The organism is Hydrogenivirga okinawensis, from assembly GCF_055385515.1.
This window is the reverse complement of record NZ_AP042386.1, coordinates 1,240,478-1,264,450: the sequence shown is the minus strand read 5'-3', so window position 1 is coordinate 1,264,450 and position 23,973 is coordinate 1,240,478. Positions and strand designations below refer to the sequence as shown.

Sequence of the window (23,973 nt, the reverse complement as noted above, 5' to 3'; positions counted from 1 at the left end):
TTAGCCATGGACGCCCCTCCAGGGATAGTAGAGCTTTACCCTAAGCTTAGGATTAGCGTAGATGTTGAACCTTTTCTGAATCTCTTCGAGAGGAAGTCCCCTCTCTTCAGCGATCTGCTCGGGGGTCTTGAGCTGGAGGAAAGCGTCGAAAACAGCTCTGACGACGTTATCCGGGTTCGTGCTTCCGATTATCCTGGTGAGAACGTCCGTGTATCCGGCGAGTTCGAATATCGGTTTAGCGGCACCACCGGCGACGACACCCGTTCCCCTCCTCGCGGGCATCACGATTATCTTGGTGGGTCCGAAGTGTCCGACCACGTCGTGGGGAACGGTTCCTTCTATTATGGGAACTCTGATGATCTTCTTCTTAGCCTGCTCTATCGCCTTGGCTATGGCGAGGGGGACCTCCTTAGCCTTCCCGTGCCCGAAGCCTACGAAACCTCTCTTGTCTCCCACTACGACGAGCGCTGAGAAGGAGAACCTTCTACCTCCCTTCGTGACCCTCGCAGTTCTGTTGGCGTAGATCAGCCTCTCCTCCAGTTGAAGTTCCTCGATCATGTCCGCCACGCCGTACCTCTTCCTTCTCTCCTCTATCATCGCGTCGATGTCCTTTCCACCCATCAAACTCCTCCTTTAGAACTCAAGGCCGAGCTCCCTGCACTTGTCCGCAAAAGCCTTTATCTTCCCGTGGTAAAGGAAGCCGCCCCTGTCGAAGACGACCTTCTTTATACCTTTCTCTAAAGCCCTCTTCACGAGGATCTCAGCCACCTTCTGAACCGCCTCTATGGACTTCCCGCCCCTCTTCCCGGCGAGCTTCTCATATTCGGGATCGAGGGTGGAAGCGTAAACCAGGGTGTGTCCCTTTGTATCGTCTATTATCTGAGCGTAGAAGTGGTGGAGACTCCTGTAAACCGCGAGCCTCGGTCTCTCCGGCGTCCCGAAGACCTTCTTCCTTATTCTCTTGTGTCTCCTTATCCTCTTCTCTCTCCTGCTCAGCTTAGCCATCTACGAACCTCCTCACTTCTTACCCGCAGCCTTTCCGGGTTTGAGTTTGAGAACCTCTCCCTTGTAGCGAATACCTTTGCCCTTGTAGGGATCGGGCTTCCTAAGAGCCCTGATCTCCGCCGCCACCTGACCGACCCTCTGCTTGTCTATACCATGGATATGGATCTCGTTACCCTTGACCTCTATCTTCACGTCGGGAGGTATGGGGTATATGTCCGGATGGGACTTTCCGAGGTTCAGCTCCAGGTTGTTCCCCTTAACCGCCGCCCTGTATCCGAGTCCGTGGACCTCGAGGACTTCGGTAAAGCCCTCGGTCACACCCTTGACCATGTTCCTTATAAGAGCCGCAGTGGTTCCGTGGATCGCTTTATGAAAGGCTCTATCTGTGGGTCTCTCGACCCTTATTTCCTTCTCGTTCACCACCACTTTCATGTCAGGATGGAAGTTAATAGAGAGCTTCCCCTTGGGACCTTCAACCGTTATCTCGTTTCCCTTAACGCTTACCTTTACCCCGTCAGGAATAGGTATGGGGTTCTTTCCTATCCTTGACATCTAACTCCTCCTACCATACTAAGGCGATAACCTCTCCACCTTTCTTCATACTCCTTGCCTCGTGATCCGTAACTATCCCAGCGTCGGTGGAGACCAAGGCTATCCCGAGACCCCTCTTCACGTAGGGAACCTTCTTCACGGGAGCGTAGACCCTCTTACCGGGTGTAGATACTTTGACTATGTTGGTTATGGCGCTCCTCTCCTTCTTAGGATCGAGGTACTTAAGGTGTATCCTCAGCGTGTACTGGGTCCCCTTCCTGTGCTCCTCATCCTCAAGCCTCTCCCAGTCCTTTATGAAGCCTTCCCTTTTGAGCACTTCCAAGATCCTCTCCTTCATTTTGGAAGAGGGCACGTCCACGTAGTCCTTCTTCCTCATTATCGCGTTCTTGATCGCCGAAAACATATCCGCTATCGGATCCATACCTGACCTCCGCTTACCAGCTTGATTTTCTTACACCGGGGAGTTCACCCCTGAGGGCTCTCTCCCTGAAACAGAGCCTGCACATGTTGAAGTATCTCAGAAATCCCCTCGGTCTTCCGCATATTGGGCACCTGTTCTTCTTCCTTACCCTCCACTTGGGGTAGTACTTCAGATCCTTTGCCACCTTACCCTTTCTCGGCATACCTACCTCCTTAAACCGCTCTTATGGGAAGTCCAAGTAGGGAGAGAAGCCAGAGGGCTTCCTCGTCTGTCTCTGCGGTGGTATGGATACTTATGTCCATACCCCTTATCCTGTCCACCTTGTCGTAGTCTATCTCCGGATAAACTATCTGCTCCGCTATACCGAAGGAGTAGTTACCCCTTCCATCGAAGGACCTGGGATTCAGTCCTTTAAAGTCCTTCACCCTCGGGAGGGCTATAGATATCGTTTTGTCCAAGAAGTCCCACATCCTCTCCTTTCTGAGAGTTACCTTAAGACCTACGGGCATTCCCCTTCTCAGCTTGAAGCCCGCTTCGGACTTCTTAGCTCTTCTGATTGCGGGCTGCTGTCCCGTTATGAGCCTGAGATCCTCGGCAGCCCTCTCCAAATGTTTTATATCCTGAACCGCTTCCCCTACACCCATGTTAACCACTATCTTCACCAGTCTGGGGACTTCCATGGGGTTCTTGTACTCGAACCTCTGCATGAGTCGGGGAACGACCTCATCCTTATACTTCTGATAAAGTCTCGGAACATACTTAGTCGCTACCGCCATAACATCAACCTCTCAACTGTTTTTCCCTGACAAGGTCTATGTTCTCTCCGCACTTCTTGCAAAACCTGTACTTTCTAAGAACTCCTTTCTCTTCCACTACCCTGAAACCTACCCTCGTAGGCTTCTTGCAGTTAGGACATACGAGCATTACGTTGCTTATGTGGATGGGAGCTTCCACCTCAACGATACCCCCTTCCCTGACGTTCGGAATCTCCTTAAGGTGCTTCTTTACGAGATTAACCCCTTCCACGACAACTCTGTTCTTCTCAGTTATCACCCTTATGACCTTTCCTGTCTTACCTTTGTTGGCGGACTTTCCTCTTACCACTATTACCGTATCACCCTTCTTTATCTTTGCAGCCATCAAACCACCTCCGGTGCAAGGGAAGCTATCTTCGTGAAACCTCTGTTCCTAACCTCTCTCGCTATAGGTCCCAGAACCCTCGTTCCGAGAGGCTCCCCGTACTGGTTCAGGAGAACGCAGGCGTTGTCATCAAACTTTATGTAACTCCCGTCGGGACGTCTCACTTCCTTAGCGGTTCTCACCACAACCGCCCTGTAGATCTTCCCTTTCTTGGCATTTCCGTCAGGGAGGGCGTCCTTTACCGTTACAGTTATAACGTCCCCGAGGGTGGCGTACTTCCTCGGAGCGTAAGGTATACCTATAACCTGCACTCTCTTCGCCCCCGAGTTGTCGGCAACGTTCATATAACTCTGCCTCTGGATCATAGCTTCACACTCCCGTCCGTTCTCAAAAGAGCAAAAAGGTATTATAACAATTTTTCACAGACCACGCAAACCGAAGGATAGTTGGGGGAGTCCTCATATTAGATGAGGAGGGATCAAGAATAGACATACCATAAAAGACCTTCCGAAGCGATTATAGGAACTGATAACACCGATCAAAATTCTTACAACTGCGGACGTTATCATTTATTCTGATAACCCCCTGCAATACCATTAGATCCAGCCAGCATGGCAAGAGAGGAAGACCAAGAGTTTACGAAGATCACCTGATAGTAGCAGCACTTCTGATAAAGATCTTAGAAAACCTCTCCCTCAGAGATTTAGAAGAAAGACTAAAAGACCTCTTCCCGAAAGTACCTGACTTTACCACACTCCATTACAGGTTCAAAAGGATTGAACAAGATTATTTCAAAAAGCTAATACACAAGACTGCAGAGGAGATAATGGAAAAACTCCAAGCAAAGGAGTTTCACTGCCTCATAGCAGATGGAACAGGATTTGGATACGCAGAAGCCTACCAGATAGTTTGGAAAAAGGGCAAAGAACTAAGAGAAGTAAGATCGCATGTAAAAGCGGAAGTCTTAGTAGGAGTTGTGAGAGGTAAAGCAGCGGTAGTTGATGTAAATATAGGCAGACCTTATGCGGATGAGAATGCTTTACTCAGACCCATGCTCAAAGAACTCAAGTTCAGAGCGAGGTGTTTTCTTGGGGATGCCTATTATGGAAAGTTTGTAGAGATTCTTAAGAAGATAAAGGATGTGAAGATGGAGGCTATAGTTCCTGTGAGGGATACTACGCATACGAGAGTTAGGAATGCTTATAGGCTATGGGCAAAGGGGAACTATGAAGTAAGGAGGAAGGTCTATAGGGAGAACAGGTTCAGGGTTGAGCAGGTGATAGGGATAGTTAAGAACAGGTTTGGGGATAGGGATAGGCTCTGGGATTTTCATGTAGCGAGTCTGCATGTTCTTGGTAGGTTTGTTCTTTACAACCTGATTCTTCTTCTGAAGCTCCTTTTATTGTGCTTTAACCTTTTGAGGGGTATATGAACTTCCTATCGCTTGATTTTTCAAACTATGAGGGTTTTTTCAACAGGCTCAAAACCCCTTGACACTCAAAATTGGAAAGACTAAATTTTAAGCGATATTAGATGGAGGGTAAAGGTATGGCTATTTTACCTTTTCTTCTTAATCCACTCTTCTTTTTTTTTCCTTTAGTTGTGGGTCGTGTGCTTAGTAGCTTAGAACTGCCGATAATCACTGGTCCGGTGCCGCCAATACCACCAGAAAAGATAAAGATAAAAGACCTTATGGAACTTATGGGAGCTTTGGTGCAAGTAGAAGAAAAAAAAGAAGAAGAGGAAACAAAAAGGGAGGCTATTAGAGCATCTCTAATTAAAGAGCTTCATTTAATTCAGGCTCATGAAAAGATCTTTAGAATGAGATCCGAGGAAAGAAAGCAAATCCTTGCAGTTTTGAGAGAGGCTCTTCAACTGTCTATTAAAACAAAAGATGCCGAACTTCGTGAGTTTGTTCAAAATTTAATAATGGAATTTATAAGGTCTCCTATTTTAACCCCTGAAGATATAGAGGTTTTAATAGGATTTAAGAAAATTTAAAAGGAGGTATTAAAATGTTATTTCAAGCTTCGATTAAAGAATTATTACAATCAAGTGAATTCAGTAGAAGTTTGAATGCTAATCTTGCTTATATTCATAAAATACTTGATTTTCGTATGCAGAAGAGGAAGATGATAGAAATCTTAGGGTGGGAAAAAGATGTAGTTAGCGAAATGGAGGCAAATTATATAAAATTTTTGGCATTAAATAAAACATTGAAGGATTTCGGTCTAGATATAAAGATAATCCCTAACAGGCTTATAGATGAATTTTGGCATATGCACATTTTGGATACACAAAAGTATATAGAAGATTGTTATAAAATCTTTGGAAAATATTTTCATCATTACCCTTATTATGGTATGGTTGATAAAAATGATGAGATTAACTGGTTAGAGAATGCAAGGCTATGTCAATATATATGGGAAACTTTATTTGGTGAAAAATTATATAGTAACTTAGATGAAAATAGTGATAGTTATATGCTAGATAAGGAATTTTACAAGAAACTATCCAAACTTTATAAGAACGATAAAGAAGCGTGGGTTATGAAATGTAGCAGATGCAGAACATGTAGACCTGTGAACTGTCCTTGACAATTTAGGGAGTTATATGGCAAAGTGGAATTACGATACACGAAAAATTTTTAATAACTGTGTAATAGAAGAGGTTTTAATGGATTGTCATTATCTAAACATCTATCCTCAAACTATTTTAGATATTGGATGCGGTGATGGATTTCTTTTGTTTAAAATTAAAGAAAAATATCCAGATGCCCAAGTTTTTTGCATAGAAAGGAACTTTATGAAGAGAGATGGAATAACATATATTGATTACAAAGATATATCTAAGTTAAACCTGGACATAGTATTCTTAATAGATGTAATATATCTAATTCCTCGTAATGAATTATTCAATATATTCCAAGTTATAAAAAGATCATTGAAGAGGGATGGTATAATATATATCCTGTTAGGTATATATAAAGAAAGTAAAGGTATAAAAGTTCTGAATCCTTTTATTAAAGAGCTTGAAGTAACAATATATAATCATTCTATCAAGGATATTTTATATATATTTAATGACCTTGGTTTTGATATACATATTAAAAAATTAGATTTTTCTAAAACATTCGGAATAAAAATACCTGTATTATTGATAGATGATATAGAAGATTTTATAGATTACCTCTATAACGAGAAATTAATCATAAAACTAACTGTTCCATAGTTGCTATAATTCTCTTCCCATGGAAGACACGAGGAAGAAGAAGCTTGAAGAGCTCAGAAAAAGAGGGATAAACCCTTACCCTTACAGGTTTGAGGTAACCGACTTCATAGGCAACGTCAGGGCTAAGTATGAGAAGGAAGTTCCAGAAGGTCTCAAGGCAAAGGTAAGGGGTAAAGCGAAAAGGGTCTCAAGAACGGAAGAGGGCTACATGGTCAGGCTCTCGGACGAAGAGAATGTGGAGATCCTCGTTTACACTCAGGAGGAGGGACTGAAGCCCGGAGAGGAGTACATCTTTGAGGGTATTCTCTCGAGGATTGAAGGAAAGCTGAGCCTGATCGAGGCGAAGCTCTCGGAAGGTGAAACGGAAAGCATAAGGGAGATAAAGGGCAGGTTCGACAGCGATCCGAATAGAGAAAAGGTTTCCCTTGGAGGGAGGCTCGTTTCCCTCAGAACCATGGGAAAGGCTATCTTCGGTCACATACAGGATCTCACGGGGAAGATACAGATATACCTGAAGAAGGACATAGTAGGAGAGGAGAAGTTCTCCTTCTTCAACGAGTTTATAGATCTCGGGGACATAGTCGGTGTTAGTGGGGAACTCTTCAGGACGAACACAGGAGAATTGACCGTAGAGGTTCATAACTTCGAGCTCTTGGCTAAGTGCCTCCATCCCCTTCCCGAGAAGTGGCACGGACTTAGAGACGTGGAGGTAAGGTACAGGCAGAGGTATCTGGATCTGATAGCAAATCCGGAATCAAGGAGAATCTTCCTCTTAAGAAGCAGGCTTGTAAGTGAGATGAGGAGATTCTTCGACGAGAGGGGTTTTATTGAGGTAGAGACTCCCATCCTCCAGACGGTAGCGAGCGGTGCCAACGCCAAACCCTTCATCACCTACCACAATTACCTTGAGATGAACCTTTACCTCAGGATAGCTCCAGAACTCTACCTTAAGAGGCTTATCGTGGGTGGTTTCCCGAGGGTTTATGAGATAGGAAAGAACTTCAGGAACGAAGGGGTGGATAGGACCCACAACCCCGAATTCACGATGGTCGAATTCTACGCCGCTTACTGGGACTACAACGATCTTATGGACTTCACCGAAGAGCTTTTCACCCATCTGCTCAAAAACACCGTCGGGACTCTGAAGCTTGAATACGAGGGAAAAATCTTGGATTTCACCCCACCTTACAGAAGGGTCAGATACTTTGATCTCCTTAAGGAAAAGACGGGGGAGGACAAGGACTTCTTCCTGAGAGATTTGGAGGGTTTGAGGAGCATGGCTAAGGAGCTCGAGATACCCAACTACGAGAAGCTCACCCACGCAAAGCTCTTGGACAAGGTCTTCGAGAGGGTGGCGGAGGAAGATCTAATTCAGCCCACTTTCGTAATAGATTTCCCCAAGCTCCTATCCCCTCTTGCCAAGACCCACAGGGAGGATCCCGACCTCGTGGAGAGGTTCGAGCTCATAGTTGGAACCTACGAGGTGGCGAACGCCTACACCGAGCTCAACGATCCGGAGGATCAGAGGGAGAGGTTTATAGAACAGATAAAGGAGAAGGAGATGGGGGACGAGGAGGCTATGGATATGGACGAGGACTTCGTGAGGGCTTTAGAGTACGGTATGCCCCCAACGGCGGGTGAGGGGATAGGTATAGACAGGCTCGTCATGATCCTCGTGAACACCGACACCATTAGAGACGTCATCCTCTTCCCTCACATGAGACCACAGCACATAGAATAAACGGAGCTGTGAGGGATGACGCTCAGGAGAAAGCTCTTCCTATTCGTGACTTTCTCTTTTTCCTTTGCCGTGGCTGTGGGGGTTCTTCACCAGATAAGCCTTTACAGGAAGATGGCAAAGGAAGAAAAAGAGAGATTCTGCGAAAACAGCTTCGCGAGGTATACCGAGCTCGTCGATCACTACAAGAAGGTGGCTAACTCTATATCTTCTTACGTGGCAAAGGACCCTGAAGTGAAAAGGTTGCTTATACGGGACGACAGGGAAGCCCTATACAGAAGACTCAAACCCCTCTACGACGAGGTGAGCCGGGAGGATCTTGTAAGGGAGATGGTTATCTTCAAACTTCCGGCCATAACATATCTGAACATCAGAAATCCAGAAGCTCCGAGGAGTAACGTTGAGGACGTGAGATTAGATGTGGTAAGGGTTGGGAAAACCTGCACCTCGACCCAGGCGATCCTTATCTGTGCGAACTACGTCGGTATAAGGGCTACCAATCCGATAGCGTAGGGTAGAAAGGTTCTCGGCGTGGTCTCCGTTGGAATAGATATGTCGGACTTCATAAAGAGATACAAAGAGATAACGGGAATAGAATGCGGTATTGCTATAAAGGACGAGGTTCTGAAGAGATCTCTTCTTGAAAGAAGCTACAGAGCTTACCTGAGAGACAAGGTTCGGAGCGGAAATCTGATAATAGACCAGACGGGCAGGTTAAACCCGGTTCTCGTAGGGGAGTCCTCTCTGTCTTTGCCCCTTACAGAAATGGAAGATATCCTTCTGTGTAGCTCACCTATCAGGGATATATCTGGACGGGTGATAGGATACTTCTTTACTTACAAAAACGTGCACGATATGATGGCAAGCATAGCTCTTGAGAGCCTGAAGGGTATGGTTCTCGTATACATACCTTCCTTCTTCTTGCTCTTCGCTGTATGGATCTGGGTAACCGGAAGCCTGAGCCGCCGTATAGAGAACCTCCTCAGGATAACCAACCTGATAAGGAGGAAAAAGTTCGAAGGGCTCGACGAGGAGGAGATAAAGGATCCGAGGGACGAGATAGATCTCGTCAGGAACGCGATAGTGGAAACCGGCATAGAACTTAAGAAGTTCATAGAGGTCCTTTCCAAGGAGGTGGAGGTCTTCTCGGGGAAGGCTTACACGGACGCCCTGACGGGTGTGTTCAACAGGAGAGCTTTGGAGGAGTTCGGTGCGAGGCTTATAGAGAGGACGCTCAGCATAGGAAAGCCAGTGTCCCTCCTCATGATAGATATAGACAACTTCAAGGAGGTAAACGACACCTACGGTCATAAGATAGGCGATGAGGTTCTTAAACAGGTGGCAGAGACCATGAGGGGGACCCTAAGGGATTCGGATCTCGTCTTTAGGTATGGAGGAGAGGAGTTCCTCGTCGTACTTCCCGGAGCTAACTTAGAAGGCGCCTTAAAGGCTGCCGAGAACGTTAGAAAGAGGATAGAAGTAAAGAATTTCAGAGTGGGAGATTTGGAGCTAAGCCTGACAGTGAGCATAGGCGTAGCACAGGTGAGAGAGGATGTGGACGAAGCTATACAAAAGGCGGACAGAGCCATGTACATAGCTAAGAAAACAGGGAAGAACAGGGTAGCTACAGAGGAGTAATCTCCGTCAGGTTTTTGAATCCCTGACCTCCTATATTTCCCGCAGGAGGCGATGGAATGAAGTTTATTCTTGTGACTCAGGAAGTATGTCCGAGATGCGATAGAGCTAAAAAGCTTCTGAGGGAGCTTCAGAATGAGCTGAACTTCGAATGGGAAGAGGTGGATGTGTATGAGATGCTTGATACCTTTACCTATTTAGGCATAGCCACTACCCCCGTTCTCCTCGTGGACAGGGAGGACGGAGAGTTCGAAGAGGAGGATGTAGTCTTCATGGGCGAGCTTCCAAGAAAGTGGAGGCTCAAGGAGATATTGGAGAGCTATCTTTTAAGAGATGGTTCAAAGGAGGCTCTCCGAGAGAGCTAAGCTGCTCGGAATTTCCCTGAGTGAGGAGGAAGAGAAGAAGGTCCTGAGGGATATTAAAAGATGGATCGAACCTAAGTTGAAGGTTGGTTTAGTTTGGACGGAGGACGGGAGCCCAACGCTGATCCATCCATGCGGTGAGCCCTACCACAGCATTACAGCAGGTGCTATCACGGAGTGCAGGGATAAGTTCCTCAAACCTTCTAAGCTCTTAGAGTTGGCTCGAAGGAAAGACTACGTTCGAATTCTCGACGTGGGCTTTGGTCTCGGATATAACGTTGCTGTAGCGGTTTACGAGCTTAGGAAGATCAATCCGCTGGTGGAGATAGAGATAGTTTCCTTGGAAAAAAGTATTCCCGAAGAGGTGCCTCCTCTCCCGGAACCTTATAGGGATGCCCATAGAGATGTGCTTAACATGCTTCCCGGGGATGAGAGGGAAGGTATAAGGCTGAGAGTTCTTTTCGGAGATGCGAGGGAGAAGGTCAGGGAAATAAGAGATTTTCTTGCGGATGCGGTTTTTCACGATCCCTTCTCCCCTTACAGAAATCCGGAGCTTTGGACCCTCGAATTTCTCAGGGAGTTAATGAGCAGGACTGAGAAGGACGGCAGGTGGGTCTCTTACTCTTCGGCGTTGCCCGTCAGGAAAGCTCTCCTGAGTCTTGGTTTCAGGGTGGGAAGTACGGAACCTGTAGGCAGGAAGAGAGGGGGAACGGTTGCAACCTTAAGCGGCTGGGTGGAACCTCTCTCAGAGATCGAGCGTATAAAACTGGAGAGTTCCCCTTTCAGCGTTCCTTTTAGGGATCCGGATCTCAGGAGCGACCCTCTGGACATTCTCATAGACTACAGGCTCAATGTTCTCCTGCGGGAGAGGGAGTTCTCCTCAGCACGAAGAATAGAGCCAAGGAAGACAGTATCATGAGGATAGCCACCACCTGATTCCACGTAAGTCCTAAGCCTTCTATAGGAGGGGTTACACCCCGATAAAATTCAAGGGCGAACCTCTCCGCGCCATAGAGGAGCATATACAGAGAGAAGACCTCCCCATCGAACCTCTTTCTTCTGAAGAGGAACAGAAGTATAAGGAAGATGATGAAGTTCCCCGCAGCTTCCATTATCTGGGTGGGGTAGAGGGGTATACCGTGGGGTGCGACGGCTCCCTTTGGAAAGACAACGTAGAAGAAAGGAAAATCCTTCATGAAATGAATACCCACGCTCACGTCCTCGGCGTTGGGAACCGGTCTTCCATAACAGCATCCGGCAGCGGTGCAACCTAATCTACCTATGGAGTGAGCTAAGGCGAGTGTAGGAGCGGCTATGTCCGCCACCTTCCAGAGGGGAAGAGAATTCTTTTTGACAGCAAAAAGGGCTCCAAGCACACCACCTATGAGACCGCCAAAAAAGGAAACTCCCCCCTTCCAAAGAGCAAACACGTCCAATATGCTCTTTATTTCCTCGGGGTGTTCCAGAATGAAGGCTATCCTCGAACCGATTATTCCAAAGATCGCAGCCCATATAAAAACAGACTCCGCCTTATCTTCAGGTATTCCCTCTCTCTTAGAGAGTTTGAGGGCAAGGAAGTAGGCGAGTATAAGTCCGAGAGCTACGAGGACTCCGTAGGTGGATACCCTTACGCCAAAGATCTCTACCAGATCGGGAAACATTAAAGCTCTACCTCCTCAACTATGAGTTTAGCACTACTGGAATCCGTGATGAACTCTATCTCCTTAAAGAAGCCCTCTTTATCCATGGGTCCGAAGACTATTCTAAGAACCTTTCCGTTCTTTACGTTTCTTATAGATATCTCCTTGGGCCTACCTTCGGAGAAGATTACGAGCTTATCGTAAACCCCAAGCCTCTCCCTAAAGAGAAGAAGCCCGTCCTTACAGAGGTGGTACTCTCTTCCACTCAAAAGTTTTCCGAAAATTATGTCCTCGGGAAGGGAGGGAAGTAGGTAGCATTTATCCCGTGTGCAGAACCTGTTCCTATCTATAGAAAGGTCCTTTGTTCTCGCAACCTTGATTGTGTAAAAGCCGTCGAACTTAGCGAACATCATAGGAAACTTAAGAGGTCCGTACTTGATAGCTCCAAATATTCTGAAGTTCTTGGGAGGCTGTTTGGAGGAAAACTCAGAAAGAACCCTCTCGGCCTCACATCTCTTTTCAGCTTTTGGAGCACAGGAAATCAGAACTATCAGAACTAAGAGAAAAAACCTCATCGATCCCTTCTGATCCTGACCGCGAGGGCGTGAGCCTCTAAGCCTTCAGCCTTAGCTATAGCTTCAGCGAGGTCGCAGATCCTGTTAAAGCCTTCCTTTGAAACGTAGAGGACCGAGCTTCTCTTCACGAAGTCGTAAACTCCCAGTGGAGAGAAGAACCTTGCCGTCCCTCCTGTCGGGAGCGTGTGGTTGGGACCAAGAACATAGTCCCCCAAGGGTTCCGTAGTGTAGCTTCCCATGAATATAGCCCCAGCGTGCTTTATGTAAGGCAGAAGAGCCATAGGTTCTGAGGTCATTATCTCCAGGTGCTCGGGAGCTATGAAGTTAGCCACTTCGCAGGCGTGGTAAAGATCCTCGGTTATAAAGATAGTTCCGAATCTCTCAAGGGACTTGGAGGCTATATCTCTTCTATCCAATGAACCCAACATAGCTCCCACGGCATTTTTAACCTCACCGGCGAGCTTCTCTGACGGAGTAAGAAGAATCGAAGCGGCAAGCTCGTCGTGTTCCGCCTGAGAGAGAAGGTCTGCTGCTATCCACCTCGGATCGGCGCTATCGTCGGCTATTACGAGTATCTCCGAAGGACCGGCGATCATATCTATGTCCACGACACCGAAGAGTAGTTTCTTGGCGAGGGCAACGTATATGTTCCCCGGACCTACGATCTTGTCCACCTTGGGAACCGTGTCTGTTCCGTAGGCAAGCGCGGCAACCGCCTGGGCACCACCTATCTGGAAAACTCTGCTTACCCCGGCTATATAGGCGGCGGCGAGGGTGTATTTGTTCGGCTTCGGAGAAACCATGATTATCTCTTCGACGCCGGCGACAACGGCGGGAACGGTGTTCATCAGGACCGTGGAGGGATACGCCGCCTTACCTCCAGGCACGTAAATACCCACCTTCTCCAAGGGTAAAACCTTCTGACCTAAGACTATTCCCTCCTCCTCCTTGAAGAAGGAGCTTTCCAGTTGCTTCTCGTGGAAGACCCTTATCCTCTCCTCCGCTATCTCGAGAGCTTCCCTTACTTCCTCCTCAAGCTCTTCGTAAGCATTTTCAAGCTCTTCGTAGGGTACCTCAAGGGTGTCCGGAGTCAGAGAAAGCCCGTCGAACTTCTCCGTGTACTCCAATAGGGCTTCGTCCCCCCTCTCTCTTACGTTCTGTATGATCTCCTTAACCGTTCCCTCGTACTCTTCGGTGAGGACCTCACCCCTTCCGGCGAGATATCTCAGCCTGTCGTCGAAGCGCCACGAATCCCTCCTTAGATCAACGACCTTCATAATCTATGAATTCTATCAGAGGAGCCTGTAATGCAGTTGTCTTTTATATACAGCTCCCACAAGACCGAGGGCTATGAAGTTGGACAGGAGGTTGCTTGTCCCGTAGCTCAGGAAGGGCAGGGGGATCCCCTTAGGAGGGAGTATGTTCACGGCCATCATGATGTTCACTAAAGCGGAGACGGATATCATTAGCATTACTCCAACGACTATTAGTCTTCCGAATACATCGGCTGTCTCTAAAGCTATGCGGGAGAGCCTGTAAATGAGAATTCCGTACAGAACGAAGATAAACACTATCCCCGGAAAACCTAACTCCTCCCCTATCGTGGCTAAGACGTAATCCGTATCCGCCTGGGTGAGGGGTCCGAGCTTCTGAAATCCCTTTCCGTATCCCTGACCCAAGAGACCCCCGTTCATAAAGGCTAAGAGGGACTGGATAACCTGATAACCAGACCCGAAGGAGTCCTCTATGGGGTTCTTCCAGGCAAGTATCCTTTTGTGAACGTAGTCTCCACCGAAGAGGAGCATGAAGGCAGCCACTGAGGCGAAAATACCCCCCACGGGTATATATACCCTCGGGGAGGTGTTGCCTATCCAAAGCATTATCCAAGCCACAAAGAGCATAAAGATGGCCATCCCCTTATCTGGTTGGAGAAAGAGGAGAACGGAATGGGCGAGAACGACAAATATAGCCCATCCGAAGAACCTCAATCTGTTTATCAATCCCTTTCGTGCAACGTAGTAGGCTATAAAGACGGTTATAACGACCTTTGAGATCTCGGAGGGCTGGAGGCTCGTTCCTATCAGCCACCTCTCCACCGACTTGCCGAGAACTATCTTCTTCAGGAGCACGATTAGGAGCAGGGACAGGGAGAGAAGCACAAGGGAATAGACCACCTTCTGATTGTTGAGCTTCTTGTAATTGAGAAAGTAAGAGATGGCGGACATCAGGAAGAGACCGAAGATAGAGGATAGGAAAAATACGACGGGTCTCCTGAAATCGGAGATGGTCAGACCTTCGAGTATCTTGGGAGAGACCTTGACCGACAGGATAGTGAGGAAACCCATTAAGAGTAAGAGTATCAGGGTGAACAGGATAACCGGATCGGGATAAAACCTTCTTAACCTTTCAAGGACACCCACGTTCTATCTCTGCTATAAGTTCCACCCTCTTGGCGTGCCTTCCACCCTCGAAGGGTGTCTCTAACCACACCTCCACTATAGATAGGGCGAGTTCCTCACCGAGAACCCTGTCCCCTAAACAGAGAACGTTGGCGTCGTTGTGGAGCCTGCTCATCCTCGCCATGTACTCGTTAAGACATAGAGCCGCCCTAACACCTCTGAACTTGTTGGCGGTTATGGACATACCTATCCCCGTTCCGCAAACCAGTATCCCCCTCTCGGCCTCACCCTTCTGAACGGCGATGGAAACCTCCTTAGCGAAGAGGGGATAGTGTGTTGAGTCCTTGCTCGTTGTCCCGAAGTCTATGACCTCGTGACCTTTCTCTATTAGGAACTCTTTAATCCTCTCCTTTAGGGGAAATCCTGCGTGATCTGAACCAATAGCCACTATCATGGTATATAATTATTATTCTATTCTATAAAGGAAAAAACTTAAGGGAGGTTTTAAAATGAAGCTGAGGTTAGGACTTTTCCTCGTAGGAGTTTTTTATCTTCTTCTGGGTTGTGCTCCAACAGCACAACAGGCAAAGACTACAACCGAAGGCGAGTACGCCAAGGAGATGAGGGTGAGGGAACCCGAACTTCCCAAATGCGATAGACCTCTTGGAACCATTGTTGCCAGGAGCTTTAAGTGTAAAGCTGCTCAGTGTATTGGGAATAGAATAGTCTTTGGACCTAACTATACGGTTCAGCTCTCTCCAAGGGTTCTTGGGGAAGGACTTTCCGACATGCTCGTTACTGCTCTTGTTAATACTGGCTGCTTTAAGGTTCTGGAAAGGGAAACTCTTGCAGAGATAAAGGAAGAACTTGAACTTATGGGTGTGAAGCCCAAGCAAACTCTGAAGGGCGCTGACTTCCTCTTGACGGGTGCAATTACAGCTTTGGAAATGAATGCTTCCGGAGTAGGAGGAGGAGGAGTTGTAGTCCCACTACCCTTCTTAGGAGGTGTTGGTGTAAAAGCTGGTAAGCAGAAAGCTCACATAGCTTTAGACCTCAGGCTGGTGAGAGTTAGGGACGCGGAGATACTACTTGCGAAAGCTGTAGAAGGAAAGTCTGAAAGGTGGAAGTTTGGTATAGGAGGTGGGGGTATATTTGGAACTACGATAGCTGGAGGATGGTTTGAGGTCTTCAAAAACACACCTATGGAGGAGGCTGTAAGAGATCTCATCTACCATACGGTCAAGCTTATAGTGGAGAGAGTTAAGAGCTACGGACCTGCTATTTCTCCTGGAAGCTCCGTTCCAGTAACAGCTTCACCTGCTGCCGCATCCGCTGCTTCTCCTAAGCCTATAACAGCTTCACCTGTTACCACTCCTCCTGCTGCTTCTCCCAAACCTGAAAGATCTGTTGCCGCGGGAGGTATAAGAAGAGCTAAACAGGTTTTCAGACACGGAGACGTGGTTCTCTGGTCCGAAGACTTCTCCACCTGCAGGGTCATACCTAAGGGTATAAAGATAGTGAGGGGAACGGCTGAGTGTATAGAGTTCGGGGGTAAAAAGTGGGTAGCTACCTTAAAGGGTGATCTCGTGTTTGAGAAGAGCGTTCCTAAGTTCAACCCATCGAAGGATTGGGCTATCGAGTTTACAGCTTACCTCAAGGGTGGTAAGGGCTCCTACGCAGAAGGTTTAAGTCTCTTCCTCGGCAGGGAAGGGTCGCCCTTCCCAGTTGAGCTTAATATAGGAGGGAGGTTCAAAGTTTTTGGTAAAGAGCTTCCTGCTGTAAGGGACGCTAACGGAAATCCGGTGACCATAGGACTGATGAAGGAGGGAGACGCTGTATCCGTTTTTGTTAACGGTGAGAGATGGGGAACTGTGCCCGTTGATCCTATAGCCTTGGGTCGACAGAAAAGGAAGGTGGTCTTTCGTCTCTTCGCGGACGATATAGAAACCGGAGACTACGCTTTTGTGACTGACATAAAACTGTCAGTATTCTCTAAATGAGTTTTTACGAAAGGATCTCTCTGAGTATCTGATTGACGAGCCTAGGGTTAGCCTTGCCCTTGGTCTCCCTCATCACCTGGCCGACGAAGAAGCCGATGAGCTTCTCCTCTCCCGCCTTGAACCTCTCCACCTCTTTCGGGAACCTGCTCACCACCTCCTCCACTATCCTCCTTATCTCCGACTCGTCGGTTATCTGCTTCAGTCCCTTCTCCTCCACTATCTTTGAGGCGCTCTTCCCGGTCTCCACCATCTCCTTTATCACTTCCTTGCCTATCTTCGTTGAAATTACGTTCTCCTTTATGAGCTTAACCAACTCCGCCAAGCTCTCCGGAGGAACGGGGGACTCCTCTATCTGCACCTGCTTTTCGTTCAGAAGTCCCAAGAGGTCGTTCAGGAGCCAGTTGGCTATCATCTTGGGTTCGTTGTAAACCTTGACCGCCTCTTCGAAGTAGTCCCCAAGCTCCTTATGCTGGACGAAGATCTTAGCCTCGTACTCACTGATCCCGTACTGGGAAAGCAATCTCTCCAACCTCTGGTGAGGGAGTTCCGGCATGGATCTTTTTATCTCCTCTATCCACTCTTCTTTGAGAACGAGGGGAAGGAGATCGGGATCGGGGAAGTACCTGTAATCCTCCGCCTCCTCCTTCGTTCTCATGGTGTAGGTCTTCCCCGTGGCGGGGTCAAAGGTTCTCGTCTCCTGGACGATCTCTCCCCCTTCGGAGACAACCTTTATCTGCCTCTCTATTTCGTACTCAAGAGCCTTCTGAACGAACCTGAAGGAGTTCACGTTCTTTATCTCCGTCCTCGTTCCGAGCTTATCCGATCCCTTGGGTCTTATGGAGACGTTTATGTCGCACCTCAGTTGCCCTTTCTCCATGTCCGCCTTGGAGACTCCCGTATACCTCATGATGTTCCTCAAGGTCTCCAAGAAGATCCTCGCCTCCTCCGGACTCCTGATGTCGGGTTCGGTAACGATCTCCATCAGGGGAGTTCCCGCTCTGTTTAGGTCTACGTAGGACTTATTCCCTTCGTGTATGTTCTTCCCCGCGTCCTCCTCTATGTGGAGTCTCCTTATCCTGACCTTCCTCTTCTCTCCGTCGGGGAGCTCTATCTCGAGCCAGCCGTTGGTGGCTAAGGGCTTTTCGTACTGGGATATCTGATAACCTTTTGGGAGGTCGGGATAGAAGTAGTTCTTACGGGCGAAGATGGACTCCAAGTGTACCTCGCAGTTGAGAGCTAAGGAAGCTCTTACCGCATACTCGACGGCTTTCCTGTTTATAACCGGCAGGGATCCCGGCATACCGAGGCATACGGGACAGACGTTGGTGTTGGGCTCTGCCCCGAACTCCACTGGACAGGAGCAGAACATCTTGGTCTCTGTGTCCATTTGGACGTGGATCTCGAGACCTATGACCGCTTCGTATTCCATCGTCTATATTATAAGTTGTGATAAGGATACTTTCCCCCTCCAAGGTAAACCTCGGCCTCTGGATCCTGGGGAAAAGACCGGACGGATACCACGAGATCTTCACGATCTATCACGCCATTGACTTCTGCGATGAGATCTACATAAGGGAAGGTATATTCGACGTCCAGACCAACGTAGGTATACTGAAGGAGGAGAACTTGGTTTATAAAGCCCTCTTGGAGTATTCGAGGAAGACGGGGAGGGTGCCTGAGTTCTCCATCTTTATCCAGAAAAATGTCCCTCCCGGCACAGGTTTAGGAGGGGGGAGCGCCAACGTGGCGGTCGTTTTGAGGAAGATAAACGAGCTGATGGGGAACCTCTTGGATGAGGAGGAACTCAGGGAGATAGCGGGAACAGTCTCCTCCGATGCCCCCTTCTTCTTCAAGGGAGGAACGGCTATTGGGAGAGGAAGGGGAGAGATAATCGAGGAGATAGAACCTCTGAATCTGACGGTAACCCTCCTAATCCCTTCCCTTTCCTCTTCCACAGGGCGGGTTTACTCGGCGGTGAGGGATTATCACCTCTCAGAAGTGGAGGAGGAGAAGGTTATCGAAGCCATCAGGGAAGGGAAGTTCGAGCTATTGGAGAATACCCTCGGCGACATAGCCTGCGAACTCTATCCGGAAATAGGTGAGGTCGTAAGGTTCATGAGAGATCTTGGCTTTAAACCCCTTGTCAGCGGGAGCGGTTCTGCTGTATTCTATATAGGTGAACCTACCCCCGAGCTGGAGAGAGGAGCTCGGCTCAGGGGGTGGAAGGTTATAAGGGCTAAAAGCTGGCTTGGGGTGTAGCTCAACTGGCAGAGCACCGGACTTTGGATCCGGGGGTTCCTGGTTCGAGTCCAGGCACCCCAGCCATTTTAAAACCATGAACAGACCGCTGAAGCTGCTCACGGGAACTGCGAACAGGGCTCTCGCGGAGGAGGTTTCCCAATACCTAAACGTTCCGATAGCCGATATGCTCGTGACCAAGTTCAGCGACGGAGAGGTCAGAGTTCAGATAAACGAGTCTATAAGGGGAGCTGACGTTTACGTCTTCCAATCCCTTTCCTACCCCGCTAACCAGCACATTATGGAACTTCTCCTTATCATAGACGCTCTCAAAAGATCTTCCGCGGGCAGGATAACCGCTGTAATTCCTTACTTCGCTTACGCCCGTCAGGACAGGCAGGACAAACCGAGAACCCCGGTCAGCGCGAGATTGCTCGCCGATCTCATAACCGTTGCCGGTGCCAACAGGGTAGTTACCATAGATCTGCACTCCCCTCAGATACAGGGCTTCTTCGACATACCGGTGGACCATCTCTCCGCTCTCCCAGTCCTATACGACTACCTTAAGAAGAACCTCATACTTGAGAATCCGATAGTGGTTTCTCCCGACGCAGGAGGTGTAGAGAGGGCACGTCAGCTTGCCAACAGGCTCGGGTGCGGTATAGCGATTATATACAAGAGGAGACCCGAACCTAACAAAGCCGAGGTCTTGGACGTTGTAGGAAATATAGAGGGTAAGGAGGCAATAATCATCGATGATCTGATAGACACCGCTGGAACGATGGTGGCCGCGGCGAACATGCTCATAAACAAGGGGGCTAAAAGAGTTATAGCCTGTGCCACACACGGTGTTCTCTCGGGTCCTGCGGTGGAAAGGCTTACGAACTCGCCAATAGAGCAGGTGATAATAACCAACACGATACCATCGGACGATAAGATGTTTAACAAGTTAAAGGTAGTTTCCGTGGCGCCTCTCCTTGCAGAAGCCATAAGGAGGATTCACGAAGAAGAGTCCGTAAGCTCCCTATTCATCTGAATTACAGGAATCCATCATCTCTGCCGGTTATAGTGATATAATTTTGAGTTCGTCAAACCTTTAGGAGGAAACTTCCATGAAGAGGGTAAAGGTTAAGCTTTCCGAAAGGGTTCCCGGTAAGAAGAGTGAGACCAAGAGGATGAGAAGGGAAGGTTTCATACCCGTTGAGATTTACGGAAAGGATGTGAACAACGTCCACGCCTGGATGAGCGCGAAGGACTTCCTCTCCCTGCCCCACGGGGAGACTTTCCTTATAGAGGCTGAGGTGAACGGGGAAAAGAGGGTTTGCATACTCAAAGACATCCAGTTTGGATGGCTCGGGGACAACCCGATACACGTTGATCTCTATGACCTTGCCCATGTTACCGAGATAGAGGTGGAGGTGCCGATCGAGTTCGTTGGAACACCCGCCGGTGTTGAGCTGGGAGGAACCTTCGAGGTTCTCATGCACTCCCTATCCATAAAGGCTCGTCCTGCAAACCTACCCGATAAGATCACCGTCGATGTTAGTGGTCTTGGACTGGGAGAGGTTCTCCACGTCAGGGACATAGAGGTGCCCGAGGGCTGTATAGTTCTTGACAACCCGGAGGAGACGGTTGCAGTGGTTGCCGAACCTGAGGTTGAGGAGGTAGAGGAGACAACTGAGGAAGAGGGAGGAGAAGAGACCGCTGAATGATAAGGCTTGTAGTGGGTCTTGGAAACCCGGGGAAGGAGTACGAGAGGACGAGGCACAACGTCGGCTTTATGGTCATAGATGAGCTGGTCAGGAGACTCAAGCTTAAGAACTACTCTGAGGAAGCTCTCTCCCACGTTTACAGGGCAAGGATAGGTGGAAGGGGGGTTATACTCGCCAAACCTCAAACCTACATGAATAACTCGGGCCTTGCGGTGATAAACCTTTTGGAGGAGAACAGGGTAGAGCCCGAGGAGATGCTCGTGGTTTACGACGACATTGATCTTCCCCTCGGAATGACGAGGCTGAGACTGGAGGGTAGCTCGGGGGGACACAGGGGTGTAGAGTCCATAATCAAGAACATAAAGACCGAGAAGTTCCCGAGACTGAAGGTAGGCATAGGAAGACCCAAAAGGAAGGAGGATGTGGTAAGTTACGTACTTTCCCCCTTCTCCAAAGAAGAGGAGGAGATGATCAGGGCGGTCATAAAGAAGGCTGCCGACTGCGTTCTGAGAGCTATTGAGCTGTCGCCTCAGGATGCCATGGAGTTCTGCAACAGGAGGGACGTAATCATATAACTTCTATCTCCTTAACTCCCTCCAGCTTCATTATCTCTCTAAGTTTCCTGTCGAGATCCTCTTCCTCGTAGGGAACTTCCACTACTACCTCCAGTCTACCCCTCGTTCTGACCATCTTCGATACGCTCCCCTCTTCTAAGATCGATCTTACCCTGTCGAGCAATTCTCCTTCCTCAGATAGGCTAAGCTTTACCGCCTTTACCCCCTTCTTCGATATGAACTCCCGCTCCACCTTACTCATCAAGCTGAGAACGAGAAGAAGAACGACGGTAGAGAACAGGGAAAGAACGTACATCCCTGCGCCAACGGCGAGACCTATTCCTGCGGTAGTCCATAGACTCGCCGCGGTTGTGAGCCCTTTGACCGAAACACCCATTCTGAGTATAGCTCCCGCTCCCAAGAAACCTATACCGCTCACCACCTGAGAGGCTATCCTCGAGGGATCAACGTTAACACCGGTTCCGTAAACGGAGGGGACGTAAACGGAAACTATGCTCAGAAGTGCCGAACCCACGGCTAAGACCGAGTGGGTTCTGAAACCCGCGGGCTGTTTCCTCCTCTCCCTCTCGAGACCTATGGCCGATCCGAAGAGCATGGCGAGAACTATCCTCAGTATTCCCTCCCAGAGTGGGAAAGGGTAGTTCTCTACCAGAAGGTCTAACCTCTCCAGCATCTCTCCGAGTAATAAGTTAGATCTAAGAGTCTTTCTAAGGTTTCCCTCAGCTCCCTCCTGTGAACTACCATATCTATCATTCCTTTTTCCAAGAGGAACTCTGATCTCTGGAAACCTTCGGGAAGCTTCTGCTTTATCGTCTGCTCTATAACCCTCGGTCCTGCGAAGCCTATGAGGGCTCCAGGCTCGGCGATAATCACGTCCCCAAGGAAAGCGAAGCTCGCCGCCACACCCCCCGTTGTAGGGTTTGCAAGAACGGTTATGTAAGGAATTCCCCTCTCTTTCAGGAGCCCTACTGCGAGGGAGGTCTTAGCCATCTGCATGAGAGAGAGAATACCCTCCTGCATCCTCGCCCCACCCGAACAGGTGACCGCAATCAACGGTATCCTTTCTTCAGAAGCGATCTGGCAAGCTCTTGCGAACCTCTCTCCAACTACAGAACCCATGCTACCTCCGATAAAGTTAAAGTCCATGGAGGTAACTATCACAGACCTTCCACCCATAAATCCCTTCACGACCACGATCGCCTCTGTCAGCCCTGTCTGTTCCTGAGCCTTCTTCAACCTATCTCTGTAAGACCTCGTGTCCTTGAAGTTAAGTGGATCGGTAGGAAGGACGTTTTCGAACAGCTTTTGAGCGCCCTCCTCATCGAGGAGTTGCTCTACCCTTTCTATTGCTGAAAGAGGGAAGTGGTAGTTGCACTTGGGACAGACCTTGAAGTTCCTCTTCAGGTCCGGGACGTATAGGAGAGTCTTGCATTCTGGACACTTCGTCCATAGGTTCTCTTCTTCCCTCTTCTTCTTAAAGAGCTTCTCGAATATGCCCATGATCCCGAAGTAGAAGAAGTATAAACTAAAATAGAATGCTTCAGATAAGGGTAAAGCCCGGAATAGAGGACAGAATAAGGGGTTTCTTTCCCTGGGTGTACAGAGCGGAGATAGCCTCCTACTCGAGAAAGCCAAAAAAGGGTGAACTCGTCGTAGTCAGGGACTTCGGTGGAAAGTTTCTCGGTTACGGCTACATAAATCCTGATGCCACGATAGCCGTCAGAATACTTTCCTTCGACAAAGAAGAACCTATAACTCCCGAGCTAATAAGGGGAAGGATAGAGCAGGCTTACAACTACAGGAAGAAGCTTTATATAAACAGTAATGCCTTCAGACTTATCCACTCCGAGGGTGACCTCCTCCCCGGTCTAATAGTGGACGTTTACGGCGAGTACGTCGCCTTAGAGTTCACCACATACGGAATGAACCAGTTCAGGGAGACGGTCATAGAGGCTCTGATAGACATACTCAAGCCAAAGGGTATCTACGAAAAGGCTAATCAGACCGCAATTAAGGTCGAGGGTATAGAGGTGGTTGAGGGAACGGTTTACGGAGAGGTTCCGGAGGAGATAGTCATCTGGGAACACGATCTTAAGTACTACATAAACATACCCCAGGGGCAGAAAACGGGCTTTTTCCTCGATCAGAGGAACTCAAGGAAGTTTGTCAGGAGCCTCGTGGAGCCGGGGGACAGGTGTTTAGACGTCTTCTCCCACACGGGGGGATTTGCTCTGAACATGAAGAAGATGGGAGCCGGGGAAGTGATAGCGGTAGACATATCGGAGCTCGCCTTAGAGGTAGGCAAGAGGAACGAGAGGTTGAACGGACTTTATGGTATAAAGTGGGTCTCTGCCAACGCCTTTGACTACCTCAGGGAACTCGACAGGAGAGGGGAGAAGTTCGACGTGGTGATAATAGATCCTCCCTCCTTTGCGAAGAACAGGCACGCCGTTCCTAACGCCCTGAGGGGATACAAAGAACTCTGTTTGAGAGGTCTGAAGCTAACCAAGTCTGAAGGATACCTCGCTATCTTCTCCTGCTCCTTTCACATAACAGAGCAACACCTTTTAGAAGTCCTCACGGAGGCTTCTTACGATGTAAGGAGGCAGGTTAGGGTTGTAGCCAAGACCTTTCAGGACAAAGATCATCCCTGGATTCTCCAGATGCCCAACACGCTGTACCTTAAGGGTGTGTGGGTTGAGGTAATATAAACTTATAAGTCCCATAAGGAGAGCTTATGAAGCTTTAAG

At 48.5% G+C, this 23,973-nt stretch carries 30 protein-coding genes, 1 tRNA gene and 1 pseudogene; 16 read left to right on the top strand and 16 right to left on the bottom strand.

Annotation, left to right across the window (positions count from 1 at the left end; genetic code table 11):
* From rpsE to rplN, 8 genes are read right to left on the bottom strand one after another with little or no spacing between them, the layout of a single operon-like run.
* The gene (gene rpsE, locus ACZ483_RS07285; protein WP_464323514.1) at positions 1–621 is read right to left on the bottom strand and encodes a 30S ribosomal protein S5; all 621 of its coding nucleotides are present in this window, start codon (positions 619–621) and stop codon (positions 1–3) included.
* 12 nt (positions 622–633) lie between these two features.
* The gene (rplR, locus tag ACZ483_RS07280) at positions 634–1,005 is read right to left on the bottom strand and encodes a 50S ribosomal protein L18 (RefSeq protein ID WP_464323513.1); all 372 of its coding nucleotides are present in this window, start codon (positions 1,003–1,005) and stop codon (positions 634–636) included.
* A gap of 12 nt (positions 1,006–1,017) precedes the next feature.
* Positions 1,018–1,557, bottom strand: coding sequence for a 50S ribosomal protein L6 (rplF, locus tag ACZ483_RS07275; protein ID WP_464323512.1), 540 nt, complete (start codon positions 1,555–1,557; stop codon positions 1,018–1,020).
* Positions 1,558–1,567: 10 nt separating this feature from the next.
* Positions 1,568–1,978, bottom strand: coding sequence for a 30S ribosomal protein S8 (gene rpsH, locus ACZ483_RS07270; protein ID WP_464323511.1), 411 nt, complete (start codon positions 1,976–1,978; stop codon positions 1,568–1,570).
* A 13-nt stretch (positions 1,979–1,991) separates the two neighbouring features.
* Positions 1,992–2,180 carry a type Z 30S ribosomal protein S14 gene (locus ACZ483_RS07265; protein ID WP_464323510.1) on the bottom strand — a complete coding sequence of 63 codons (189 nt, stop codon included), beginning with the start codon at positions 2,178–2,180 and terminating at the stop codon, positions 1,992–1,994.
* Positions 2,181–2,190: 10 nt separating this feature from the next.
* Positions 2,191–2,754: a 50S ribosomal protein L5 gene (gene rplE, locus ACZ483_RS07260; protein ID WP_464323509.1), complete on the bottom strand. Its 564-nt coding sequence runs from the start codon at positions 2,752–2,754 to the stop codon at positions 2,191–2,193.
* Positions 2,755–2,758: 4 nt separating this feature from the next.
* A complete protein-coding gene (gene rplX / locus ACZ483_RS07255; protein ID WP_464323508.1) occupies positions 2,759–3,118 on the bottom strand; it encodes a 50S ribosomal protein L24 in 360 nt (119 codons plus the stop codon).
* Complete coding sequence (gene rplN, locus ACZ483_RS07250; protein ID WP_457600483.1) at positions 3,118–3,483, bottom strand: 50S ribosomal protein L14; 366 nt, start codon at positions 3,481–3,483, stop codon at positions 3,118–3,120. The genes rplX and rplN overlap by 1 nt, the downstream gene beginning before the upstream one ends.
* A 221-nt stretch (positions 3,484–3,704) precedes the next feature.
* Between rplN and ACZ483_RS07245 the strand changes: the two are divergent.
* The 9 genes and pseudogenes from ACZ483_RS07245 to ACZ483_RS07205 all read left to right on the top strand — a co-directional run.
* Positions 3,705–4,550, top strand: a pseudogene (locus ACZ483_RS07245) (transposase); the annotation flags it as partial.
* A 101-nt stretch (positions 4,551–4,651) separates the two neighbouring features.
* Positions 4,652–5,119 (top strand): hypothetical protein, encoded by a 468-nt coding sequence (locus tag ACZ483_RS07240; protein WP_464323507.1) that lies wholly within the window; start codon positions 4,652–4,654, stop codon positions 5,117–5,119.
* A gap of 116 nt (positions 5,120–5,235) precedes the next feature.
* Positions 5,236–5,715, top strand: coding sequence for a glycine-rich domain-containing protein (locus ACZ483_RS07235; protein WP_464323506.1), 480 nt, complete (start codon positions 5,236–5,238; stop codon positions 5,713–5,715).
* 16 nt (positions 5,716–5,731) lie between these two features.
* A complete protein-coding gene (locus ACZ483_RS07230) occupies positions 5,732–6,349 on the top strand; it encodes a class I SAM-dependent methyltransferase (RefSeq protein WP_464323505.1) in 618 nt (205 codons plus the stop codon).
* A 19-nt stretch (positions 6,350–6,368) separates the two neighbouring features.
* Positions 6,369–8,090 (top strand): lysine--tRNA ligase, encoded by a 1,722-nt coding sequence (gene lysS / locus ACZ483_RS07225; RefSeq protein ID WP_464323504.1) that lies wholly within the window; start codon positions 6,369–6,371, stop codon positions 8,088–8,090.
* Between the two features lie 15 nt (positions 8,091–8,105).
* Positions 8,106–8,600, top strand: a complete 495-nt coding sequence (locus tag ACZ483_RS07220) for a hypothetical protein (RefSeq protein ID WP_464323503.1) — start codon at positions 8,106–8,108, stop codon at positions 8,598–8,600.
* An 18-nt stretch (positions 8,601–8,618) separates the two neighbouring features.
* A complete protein-coding gene (locus ACZ483_RS07215) occupies positions 8,619–9,725 on the top strand; it encodes a GGDEF domain-containing protein (RefSeq protein ID WP_464323502.1) in 1,107 nt (368 codons plus the stop codon).
* Positions 9,726–9,781: 56 nt separating this feature from the next.
* The gene (locus ACZ483_RS07210) at positions 9,782–10,087 is read left to right on the top strand and encodes a glutaredoxin family protein (protein ID WP_464323501.1); all 306 of its coding nucleotides are present in this window, start codon (positions 9,782–9,784) and stop codon (positions 10,085–10,087) included.
* Entirely contained in the window at positions 10,056–11,003 is a 948-nt protein-coding gene (locus ACZ483_RS07205; protein WP_464323500.1) for a tRNA (5-methylaminomethyl-2-thiouridine)(34)-methyltransferase MnmD, read from the top strand. Before ACZ483_RS07210 ends, ACZ483_RS07205 begins: the two co-directional genes overlap by 32 nt.
* Here the strand turns inward: ACZ483_RS07205 and lgt are convergent.
* From lgt to rpiB, 5 genes are read right to left on the bottom strand one after another with little or no spacing between them, the layout of a single operon-like run.
* Positions 10,933–11,745 carry a prolipoprotein diacylglyceryl transferase gene (lgt, locus tag ACZ483_RS07200; protein WP_464323499.1) on the bottom strand — a complete coding sequence of 271 codons (813 nt, stop codon included), beginning with the start codon at positions 11,743–11,745 and terminating at the stop codon, positions 10,933–10,935. The genes ACZ483_RS07205 and lgt overlap by 71 nt on opposite strands.
* The gene (locus ACZ483_RS07195; RefSeq protein WP_464323498.1) at positions 11,745–12,299 is read right to left on the bottom strand and encodes a hypothetical protein; all 555 of its coding nucleotides are present in this window, start codon (positions 12,297–12,299) and stop codon (positions 11,745–11,747) included. Before ACZ483_RS07195 ends, lgt begins: the two co-directional genes overlap by 1 nt.
* The gene (gene hisD / locus ACZ483_RS07190; protein ID WP_464323497.1) at positions 12,296–13,576 is read right to left on the bottom strand and encodes a histidinol dehydrogenase; all 1,281 of its coding nucleotides are present in this window, start codon (positions 13,574–13,576) and stop codon (positions 12,296–12,298) included. The genes ACZ483_RS07195 and hisD overlap by 4 nt, the downstream gene beginning before the upstream one ends.
* A 15-nt stretch (positions 13,577–13,591) precedes the next feature.
* On the bottom strand, positions 13,592–14,719 hold the full coding sequence (locus ACZ483_RS07185; protein WP_464323496.1) for an FtsW/RodA/SpoVE family cell cycle protein: 1,128 nt from the start codon (positions 14,717–14,719) through the stop codon (positions 13,592–13,594).
* Entirely contained in the window at positions 14,706–15,152 is a 447-nt protein-coding gene (gene rpiB / locus ACZ483_RS07180; RefSeq protein WP_464323495.1) for a ribose 5-phosphate isomerase B, read from the bottom strand. Before rpiB ends, ACZ483_RS07185 begins: the two co-directional genes overlap by 14 nt.
* A gap of 55 nt (positions 15,153–15,207) precedes the next feature.
* Between rpiB and ACZ483_RS07175 the strand changes: the two genes are divergently transcribed.
* Complete coding sequence (locus tag ACZ483_RS07175) at positions 15,208–16,698, top strand: CsgG/HfaB family protein (RefSeq protein WP_464323494.1); 1,491 nt, start codon at positions 15,208–15,210, stop codon at positions 16,696–16,698.
* Between the two features lie 4 nt (positions 16,699–16,702).
* Here the strand turns inward: ACZ483_RS07175 and gatB are convergent, their stop codons facing one another.
* On the bottom strand, positions 16,703–18,127 hold the full coding sequence (gene gatB / locus ACZ483_RS07170; protein WP_464323493.1) for an Asp-tRNA(Asn)/Glu-tRNA(Gln) amidotransferase subunit GatB: 1,425 nt from the start codon (positions 18,125–18,127) through the stop codon (positions 16,703–16,705).
* Between the two features lie 17 nt (positions 18,128–18,144).
* Here gatB and ispE point away from each other — a divergent pair, with 17 nt between their 5' ends.
* From ispE to pth, 5 genes are all read left to right on the top strand, one after another.
* Positions 18,145–18,957 (top strand): 4-(cytidine 5'-diphospho)-2-C-methyl-D-erythritol kinase, encoded by an 813-nt coding sequence (gene ispE / locus ACZ483_RS07165; protein ID WP_464323492.1) that lies wholly within the window; start codon positions 18,145–18,147, stop codon positions 18,955–18,957.
* A tRNA-Gln gene (locus ACZ483_RS07160) sits at positions 18,948–19,023 on the top strand. The genes ispE and ACZ483_RS07160 overlap by 10 nt, the downstream gene beginning before the upstream one ends.
* Before the next feature lie 10 nt (positions 19,024–19,033).
* Entirely contained in the window at positions 19,034–19,972 is a 939-nt protein-coding gene (locus ACZ483_RS07155; protein ID WP_464323491.1) for a ribose-phosphate diphosphokinase, read from the top strand.
* Between the two features lie 76 nt (positions 19,973–20,048).
* Positions 20,049–20,648 carry a 50S ribosomal protein L25/general stress protein Ctc gene (locus ACZ483_RS07150; RefSeq protein ID WP_464323490.1) on the top strand — a complete coding sequence of 200 codons (600 nt, stop codon included), beginning with the start codon at positions 20,049–20,051 and terminating at the stop codon, positions 20,646–20,648.
* Positions 20,645–21,223: an aminoacyl-tRNA hydrolase gene (pth, locus tag ACZ483_RS07145; RefSeq protein WP_464323489.1), complete on the top strand. Its 579-nt coding sequence runs from the start codon at positions 20,645–20,647 to the stop codon at positions 21,221–21,223. Before ACZ483_RS07150 ends, pth begins: the two co-directional genes overlap by 4 nt.
* On the opposite strand, the gene ACZ483_RS07140 is transcribed toward pth, so the two are convergent.
* Positions 21,216–21,896, bottom strand: coding sequence for an MgtC/SapB family protein (locus tag ACZ483_RS07140; protein ID WP_464323488.1), 681 nt, complete (start codon positions 21,894–21,896; stop codon positions 21,216–21,218). The genes pth and ACZ483_RS07140 overlap by 8 nt on opposite strands.
* Positions 21,881–22,723 carry an acetyl-CoA carboxylase, carboxyltransferase subunit beta gene (gene accD / locus ACZ483_RS07135; protein ID WP_464323487.1) on the bottom strand — a complete coding sequence of 281 codons (843 nt, stop codon included), beginning with the start codon at positions 22,721–22,723 and terminating at the stop codon, positions 21,881–21,883. The genes ACZ483_RS07140 and accD overlap by 16 nt, the downstream gene beginning before the upstream one ends.
* 35 nt (positions 22,724–22,758) lie before the next feature.
* Between accD and ACZ483_RS07130 the strand changes: the two genes are divergently transcribed.
* Positions 22,759–23,934, top strand: coding sequence for a class I SAM-dependent rRNA methyltransferase (locus ACZ483_RS07130; RefSeq protein ID WP_464323486.1), 1,176 nt, complete (start codon positions 22,759–22,761; stop codon positions 23,932–23,934).
* The last annotated feature ends 39 nt before the right edge of the window (positions 23,935–23,973 follow it).